Origin of the sequence: Micromonospora sp. NPDC049799, from assembly GCF_040656655.1 — a bacterium.
GTDB lineage: Bacteria > Actinomycetota > Actinomycetes > Mycobacteriales > Micromonosporaceae > Micromonospora.
On sequence record NZ_JBFAMU010000259.1, the window covers coordinates 1 to 7041 of the forward strand.

General features: G+C 71.8%; 9 protein-coding genes and 2 pseudogenes. 8 read left to right on the forward strand and 3 right to left on the reverse strand.

Annotated features, from left to right (window positions below):
• The 5 genes and pseudogenes from AB0I76_RS18960 to AB0I76_RS18980 form a co-directional block, all read left to right on the forward strand.
• Positions 1-327: pseudogene (locus AB0I76_RS18960) on the forward strand (ribonuclease E/G); the annotation flags it as partial.
• A gap of 264 nt (positions 328-591) precedes the next feature.
• Positions 592-906 (forward strand): 50S ribosomal protein L21, encoded by a 315-nt coding sequence (rplU, locus tag AB0I76_RS18965; RefSeq protein WP_067312477.1) that lies wholly within the window; start codon positions 592-594, stop codon positions 904-906.
• Between the two features lie 11 nt (positions 907-917).
• Positions 918-1172: a 50S ribosomal protein L27 gene (rpmA, locus tag AB0I76_RS18970; protein WP_091072397.1), complete on the forward strand. Its 255-nt coding sequence runs from the start codon at positions 918-920 to the stop codon at positions 1170-1172.
• A 92-nt stretch (positions 1173-1264) separates the two neighbouring features.
• Positions 1265-2746, forward strand: a complete 1482-nt coding sequence (gene obgE / locus AB0I76_RS18975) for a GTPase ObgE (protein WP_357036870.1) — start codon at positions 1265-1267, stop codon at positions 2744-2746.
• Between the two features lie 70 nt (positions 2747-2816).
• Positions 2817-3254 (forward strand): GNAT family N-acetyltransferase, encoded by a 438-nt coding sequence (locus AB0I76_RS18980; RefSeq protein ID WP_357036874.1) that lies wholly within the window; start codon positions 2817-2819, stop codon positions 3252-3254.
• A 27-nt stretch (positions 3255-3281) separates the two neighbouring features.
• On the opposite strand, the gene AB0I76_RS18985 is transcribed toward AB0I76_RS18980, so the two are convergent.
• Positions 3282-3941 (reverse strand): DUF6766 family protein, encoded by a 660-nt coding sequence (locus AB0I76_RS18985; RefSeq protein ID WP_357036877.1) that lies wholly within the window; start codon positions 3939-3941, stop codon positions 3282-3284.
• Between the two features lie 67 nt (positions 3942-4008).
• On the reverse strand, positions 4009-4485 hold the full coding sequence (locus AB0I76_RS18990) for a DUF4383 domain-containing protein (RefSeq protein WP_357036880.1): 477 nt from the start codon (positions 4483-4485) through the stop codon (positions 4009-4011).
• A gap of 225 nt (positions 4486-4710) precedes the next feature.
• On the opposite strand from AB0I76_RS18990, the gene AB0I76_RS18995 reads away from it, so the two are divergent.
• Genes AB0I76_RS18995 through AB0I76_RS19005 form a run of 3 tightly spaced genes read left to right on the forward strand, consistent with a single transcriptional unit; the run spans position 4711 to position 6675 of the window.
• Positions 4711-5511: a hypothetical protein gene (locus AB0I76_RS18995; RefSeq protein ID WP_357036883.1), complete on the forward strand. Its 801-nt coding sequence runs from the start codon at positions 4711-4713 to the stop codon at positions 5509-5511.
• A gap of 31 nt (positions 5512-5542) precedes the next feature.
• A complete protein-coding gene (locus AB0I76_RS19000; protein ID WP_357036886.1) occupies positions 5543-5995 on the forward strand; it encodes a phage holin family protein in 453 nt (150 codons plus the stop codon).
• A complete protein-coding gene (locus tag AB0I76_RS19005) occupies positions 5992-6675 on the forward strand; it encodes a DUF3618 domain-containing protein (RefSeq protein ID WP_357036889.1) in 684 nt (227 codons plus the stop codon). Before AB0I76_RS19000 ends, AB0I76_RS19005 begins: the two co-directional genes overlap by 4 nt.
• 158 nt (positions 6676-6833) lie before the next feature.
• On the opposite strand, the pseudogene AB0I76_RS19010 reads toward AB0I76_RS19005, so the two are convergent.
• Positions 6834-7041 (reverse strand): annotated as a pseudogene (locus AB0I76_RS19010) (glycosyltransferase family 2 protein); the annotation flags it as partial.

Here is a 7041-nt window from a genome sequence, read left to right on the forward strand (position 1 = left end):
GCCGAGACGGTCTCGTCCCGGCGCCGGGCGCGCAAGGGCGTAGCGGCCGAGCGGACCGTGGCCGAGGTCACCGAGACCGACAGCGCGGGTGCCGCCGCCGTCGTGGAGGCCGACTACCACGACACGATGGGCTACGACCTGTCCCGGTACGAGGCCGACACCCCGGCCGCCCCTGCTGTCAGCGACGCCCAGACGGGCGAGTCGGCCCGACTGGCCGCGGCGGACGACCCGGATGCGATCTCCGACGACGACGCCGAGGAGACCGAGGGTGGCACCGGCCGCCGCCGGTCCCGTCGGGGTGGGGCACGCCGCCGTACGCGCCCGTGACGCGCTGACCGAGCATCGACCGAGCCCCTCCGCCGGATCCCCGGTGGAGGGGCTCCGTCGTACCCGTCGGGGGGGTGTGCGGAGGGGTCGGTTTGGGTGTCCGGCCTGCGATGGCGTACTCTTGCCTGCGGCGCACTTTTGGTGTGCCGAGTTCCCGCGTGCCCGCGCCGCCGTGCTTCTGCTACCCGGCGAGCCGCCGTGGGAACGACCGACCGGCAACGGTGGGAACAGACGCCAGCCTCAACGACAGGGAGTCCGCCTCCGATGTACGCGATCGTCAAGACCGGCGGCAAGCAGTACAAGGTCGCCGAGGGCGACGTGATCGAGGTCGAGAAGCTCACCGGTGCCCCCGGTGACGCGGTGAAGCTCACCGCGGTGCTCCTCGTCGACGGTGACGACCTGGTGACCGACGCGGCGAAGCTTGCCAAGGTCGCGGTGTCCGGCGAGATCGCCGCGCACACCAAGGGCCCGAAGATCCGGATCCACAAGTTCAAGAACAAGACCGGCTACCACAAGCGCCAGGGTCACCGCCAGCCGTTGACCCAGGTCAAGGTGACCGGCATCTCCAGCGGGAAGTAGGTCGTCCTCCAATGGCTCACAAAAAGGGTGCGTCCAGCTCGCGTAACGGTCGTGACTCCGCGGCCCAGCGACTCGGCGTGAAGCGCTTCGGTGGTCAGGTCGTCAGCGCGGGTGAGATCCTCATCCGTCAGCGTGGCACCAAGTTCCACCCCGGTGACCTGGTCGGCCGTGGCGGCGACGACACGCTGTTCGCGCTGTCCGCCGGCTCGGTCCAGTTCGGCACCAAGCGCGGTCGCAAGACCGTCAGCATCGTGCCGCAGCAGTAGTTTTCCGGCTAAGCGGGCCGCGGACCTCGTGTCCCGGCCCGCTTCGCCTTTTCTCGTGCGGGGACGTGACCTCGCTGGAAGGATTGACGCCCGTGGCGACGTTCGTTGACCGGGTCGTCCTGCACCTGCAGGCCGGCGATGGCGGGCACGGTTGTGTCTCGATCCACCGGGAGAAGTTCAAGCCCTTCGGTGGACCCGACGGCGGGAACGGCGGGCACGGGGGCAGTGTGTCGCTGGTCGTCGACCCGCAGGTCACCACCCTGCTCGACTTCCACTTCCGTCCGCACGTGAAGGCCGATAACGGCAAGGGCGGCGCCGGCTCGAACCGGGACGGCGCCAACGGCCGGGACCTCGTGCTCAAGGTCCCCAACGGCACCGTCGTGCACGCCCTGGACGGCACCGTGCTGGCCGACATGGTCGGCGCCGGCACCACCTTCGAGGTGGCCCGGGGCGGGCGCGGTGGGCGCGGCAACGCGTCGCTGGCCAACGCCCGCCGCAAGGCGCCCGGCTTCGCCGAACTGGGCGAGCCCGGCGACCACCTCGACGTGGTGCTGGAGCTGAAGAGCGTCGCCGACGTGGGCCTGGTCGGCTTCCCGTCGGCCGGCAAGTCGTCGCTGATCTCGGTGCTCTCCGCGGCCAAGCCGAAGATCGCCGACTACCCGTTCACCACCCTGGTGCCGAACCTGGGCGTGGTCCGGATGGACAACCACACCTTCACCGTCGCCGACGTGCCCGGCCTCATTCCGGGCGCGGCCACCGGCAAGGGGCTGGGCCTGGAGTTCCTCCGGCACATCGAGCGCTGCTCGGTGCTGGTGCACGTGATCGACACCGCCACGCTGGAGCCGGGCCGCGACCCGGTCGCCGACATCGACACGATCGAGGCGGAGCTGGAGGCGTACGGGGGGCTGGCCGACCGGCCCCGGATGGTCGCCCTGAACAAGGTCGACGTGCCGGACGGTCGGGACCTGGCCGAGATCGTCCGCCCCGACCTGGAGGAGCGCGGCCTGCGCGTGTTCGAGGTCTCCGCCGCCACCCGCGAGGGGCTCAAGGAACTGACGTACGCGATGGCCGAGCTGGTGGAGCAGTCGCGGAGCGCCGCGCCGCCGGCCGAGCCGACCCGCATCGTGATCCGGCCGCAGGCGGTCGACGACGCCGGGTTCACCATCGAAGCCGCCGAGGACGGTGCCTGGGTGGTCAAGGGCGTCCGCCCGGAGCGGTGGGTGCGGCAGACCAACTTCGACAACGACGAGGCGATCGGCTTCCTCGCCGACCGGCTGGCCCGGCTGGGCGTCGAGGAGAAGCTCGGCAAGGCCGGCGCCGAACCCGGCGACCTGGTGCGGATCGGGGAGCGCGAGTTCGACTGGCAGCCCACCCTCTACGCCGGCGCCGAGTTCGTCCCCGGCAACCGGGGCACGGACGTCCGGCTGGAGGAGACGTCGAGCCGCGCCCGGGCCGCCGAGCGGCTGGCGGCCCGCAAGGCCCGTCGGCAGCGCCCGGAGGACGAGATCGAGGCCGGCACCGCCGTCCAGGACGGGTACGACGCGTACGACGCCGACCGGGACGACGACGAATAGCACGACACGTTCCGTGACCGGGACGACTGGCGGAAACCTCCGCGAAAGGCGCCGCCTCTAGCGTCGGGTGATGCTGATCACCGCGCGCACCGGCACGGATCCGGAGTTGGCAGCCCTGGTGGTGGCGTGGCAGCGGGAGCTGGGCGCCGCCGGTCACCGCACCGACGGCACACCGGCCGACGTGCGCTTCCTGGTCGCCGTGGTCGGGGGACGGGCGGTCGCCTGTGGCGGGCTGCGCTCCCGGAACCCCGGGACCGGGGAGCTGCACGCGGTGTACGTCCGGCCGGCGTACCGGGGGCGGGGCATCGCCCGGCAGTTGCTGGCCACGCTGGAGGAGTTGGCGTTCCAGGCCGGACACGTGGTGGTCTGCCGGGGGACGGGGTCGTCGCCGGGCGGGGCGGCCGGTTTCTGGACCGCCTGCGGATACGAGCCGGTCCGGGGCTGTGGCGGGCACGCCGTCGGCGCGTACACCCGCTGTTTCGCCAAGCGGCTGCCGGTCGCCGCCTGACGGCGGCCGGCGCCGGACGGTCCCGCGTCAGTCGCCGGTGTGGGTGTGGGACACGGTGACCGGCTTCGACTCCGGCGAGGCGTGCTGGCGCAGGAAGATGCTCAGGACGATCAGCGTGCCGACGGCGAGGAACTCGCTCTGCCAGTTCTGCATCGACTGGAACCAGAACTCGTTGGTCCCGAGGAACTGCCACACGCTGACCGGCGGGGCGCCGCTCTGCAGCGCCTGCTGCGCGTTGTACTCGGCGGTCCCGCCGAGCAGGTGGCCCAGGAACGAGCCGGCGAAGATCAGCAGCAGCGCGATCGAGAGGCTGTTCCGGTAGACCACCAGCGGCAGGCCGCCGGCGCGCACCGGCCACGGGGACTCCGGCGTCGCCCGGCGCTCGTCGTCCTCCGGCCGGTCGGTCTGCTCGACCGGCTTGGACTCGGCCGAGCCCCGCTGCACCAGGTACGCGGTCAGCAGCACGTAGCCGCCCATCTGGAGGAACTCCGACTCCCAGTTCTCGAAGACCGCCTCGGCGAAGTGCCCGCTGCCCAGGTACGCGAACCAACTGATCGGCGCGGCGCCGAACTCGGCCAGTTCCTCGTTGTTGGTCCGCCAGCCGAAGAAACTCTGGAGGACCAGGAACACCGCGAAGGCGCCGAACATCGTCAGGGCGAGGGCGTTGTTCCGCAGCCAGCGCGGCATGGCGACCTCCTCGTCGAGGGTCGGTGACGCTCCGCTGGTGCCCTGGGTCGTGCGCTGGCAAACCCGGTCAGGGGCGGTCGAAGGGGGTGTCGAGCCGGCCACCGGTGCCCGCCCGGTTGGAGAGCAGCAGCCCGAGCGCGAGCATGCCGAAGCCGAGGAACAGGTGCAGCCAGTTGTCGGCGTTGTTGACCGGGATGACGTTCGCCGCGCTCTCCCGGTCGATGGCCAGGCCGTACAGCCACAGTCCCAGGTAGAGGGCGCCGCCGCCGGCCAGGAAGAGCCGGGACCCGCCGACGCTGCGCGCCAGCACCAGACCGGCCAGGCCGAACCCCAGGTGCAGGATGTTGTGCAGGATCGACACCTGGAACAGGCCGAGCAGCTTCGCCTCCGAGTGGTGACCGGCGAAGTCCATGCCGTCGTACCCGGTGGTGATGCCGGGGACGAACCCGAGCACCCCGATCAGCAGGAAGGCCGCGGCCGTCGCCAGCGCGGCCAACTGCACCTTCTGCCTCGGGCCCCGGCCGTCCCGTGCTCTGCGTGCCATCGACGTCACCTCCGTGGAGCCGCGGAACCCCCGCCCCGCGGCGTGCACCGTCCGTCACCGACGGCGACGATCCTCCATTGTCCAGTCACGACCGACGGCGTCGCAGAGAAATGGCGGATCAGGTATGGAAGCCGGAACGCAGGGTAGGTGAATAACGACGGCAGCGGAATCGCCGCCGTAAACCCCCAGCACAACCGCGACGACTATCCGAGCGGAAGGGAAATCATGACTTACGATCTGTCACCCACGTCTTCCACGTACGGGCAGGAGTCGACCAACGGCGGTAACGTCCGCGACCAGGCCCGTCACGTCGGTTCGGAGGCCAAGCAGGCCGGTGGCGCCGTCGCCGAGACGGCCAAGGAGCAGGGCCGCGAAGTGGTCGGCGAGACCAGGCGCCAGGCGCGCAACCTCTACGGCGAGGCCCGCAACCAGCTCGCCAGCCAGACCGGTGAGCAGCAGCGGCGTGCCGCCGGTGGGCTCCGGTCGCTGGCCGACGAGATGCGCTCGATGGCGCAGAGCAGCGGCCAGTCCGGCCCGGTGGCGGAACTCGCCCACCAGGCAGCCGAGCGCGTGCACGGCGTGGCCGGCTGGCTGGAGGAGCGCGAGCCCGGCGACCTCGTCAACGAGGTACGCGACTACGCCCGCCGCAACCCCGGCACCTTCCTCGTCGGCGCCGCCGTGCTCGGTGTGCTCGCCGGTCGGCTGACGAAGAACATCGCCGCGACCAACGACTCCGGCCAGCACGCGTACGGCTCGGGTGCCGGCTACGACCCGGAGCGGACCGCCGTCATTCCGACCCCGCCGCCCGTGCAGCGCACGATGCCGGCCGGCGGCTACCTCGACCCGACCCCCGGAACGTACGCCGAGCCGACGCCGGGCTACTCCGGCCAGGGTGCCGCCTACCCGGACCCGCGGACGACCACCAGCTACGCGGACCCGGCCGGGGGCACCGGCCAGCCGCTGCCCCCGGTGAGCCAGACCGACCCGCTGCCGGGCGTGCCGTCCAGCGGAACCACCCGTCCGTGAGCCACCGAATCACCCGAAGGGAGGCGGCGGCGTGAGCATGCCGACGCAGGGGTTCGGAGCGGACCCCGGGTACCACCCGCACGACGCGGACGAGGTGCGCAACAGCTCCATCGGCGAGCTGATGCGCTCGGTCACCACCGACCTGTCCACGCTGATGCGGCAGGAGGTCGAACTGGCCAAGGCGGAGATCCGCGAGGAGGGCAGGAAGGCGGGCAAGGCCGCCGGGTTCTTCGGTGGCGCCGGCTTCGGCGGCTACATGGTGGCCCTGTTCCTGTCGCTCGCCCTCTGGGCCGGCCTGTCCAACGTGATGGACGCCGGCTGGGCGGCGCTGATCGTGGCCGTCATCTGGGGTGCCATCGCGGCCGTCCTCTACTCCATGGCCAGGAAGAACGCCGAGAAGGTGCGCGGCCTCAAGAAGACCAACGAGAGCGTGCAGCGTATCCCCGACGCGCTCAAGCCCCACCCGCAGGAGGTCACCCGATGAGCACCGACCCGGACCAGATCCGCCGGGAGATCGAATACACCCGGAACAACCTGAGCTCTGATGTGGACGCGCTGGCGTACAAGGTCAGCCCCGCCCGCATCGTCGACGACCGCAAGCAGCGGGTCCGTGGCGCGCTGCAGAATGTGAGGGACAAGGTAATGGGAACCGCGTCGGACCTCGGCCACAGCACCCAGCACGGCGCCCACGCGGCGGGCGGGCACGCCTCCTCGGCGGCCTCCACGGTGAGCGACAAGGCGCACTCCGCCGCGTCGACGGTGAGCGACAAGGCGCAGTCGGCCGCCTCGACGGTGAGCGACGCCGCGCACAGCGCCCCGCACGTCATCCGCCAGAAGTCCGAGGGCAACCCCCTCGCCGCCGGTCTCATCGCCTTCGGCGTCGGCTGGCTGGCGTCCTCGCTGATCCCGGCCACCCGCCGTGAGCAGCAGGTCGCCACCCAGGTCAAGGAGAAGGCCAGCGAGCACACCGGCGTGGTGAAGGAGAAGCTGGGCGAGGTCGCCACCGAGATCAAGGAAGAGCTGCGCGAGCCGGCGCAGAACGCCGCCCAGTCGGTGAAGTCGACCGCGCAGGACGCTGCGCAGGCGGTCAAGCACGACTCGAAGTCGGCCGCCCAGGACGTCAAGGACCAGGCGCAGCAGTCCCGCGACCAGGTGCGGTACTGACCGAGGTGCACCGTACGCCGCAGCTCGCGGCCACTATCCGGAGCGTTCCGGGGAGTGGCCGCGAGCTGTCGTGTGCGCTGCGCGCGGGTGCGCGGCGGTGCGCGGCGGTGTTAAGAAGGGGCCCTTCCTCTACGCGAGGCGTTGAGAGGGGCCCTTCCTTACCGCTGGCGGAGGCGTGAGCGGAGGGTGCGTTCGAAGTGGGCGGCGCGGCGGACGCGGGTGCCGGCGTACGGGACGCCGCCCCGGAACACCCGCCGGGCCAGCGCCAGCCAACTGCACACGCCGCGCTCCAGCACCCACAGCGGGGCGGCCAGCGCCGTCGCGGCGGGGAAGACCGCCGTACCGCCGGCCCGCCGCCGGCCCGCC

What these genes read in the sequence shown, in the direction of transcription:
- AB0I76_RS18995 (WP_357036883.1), top strand. Translation starts at nt 4,711, where the DNA reads ATGACTTACGATCTGTCACCCACGTCTTCCACGTACGGGCAGGAGTCG.
- AB0I76_RS18985 (WP_357036877.1), bottom strand. Translation starts at nt 3,941, where the DNA reads ATGCCGCGCTGGCTGCGGAACAACGCCCTCGCCCTGACGATGTTCGGC.
- AB0I76_RS18990 (WP_357036880.1), bottom strand. Translation starts at nt 4,485, where the DNA reads ATGGCACGCAGAGCACGGGACGGCCGGGGCCCGAGGCAGAAGGTGCAG.
- rpmA (WP_091072397.1), top strand. Translation starts at nt 918, where the DNA reads ATGGCTCACAAAAAGGGTGCGTCCAGCTCGCGTAACGGTCGTGACTCC.
- AB0I76_RS18980 (WP_357036874.1), top strand. Translation starts at nt 2,817, where the DNA reads ATGCTGATCACCGCGCGCACCGGCACGGATCCGGAGTTGGCAGCCCTG.
- rplU (WP_067312477.1), top strand. Translation starts at nt 592, where the DNA reads ATGTACGCGATCGTCAAGACCGGCGGCAAGCAGTACAAGGTCGCCGAG.
- AB0I76_RS19005 (WP_357036889.1), top strand. Translation starts at nt 5,992, where the DNA reads ATGAGCACCGACCCGGACCAGATCCGCCGGGAGATCGAATACACCCGG.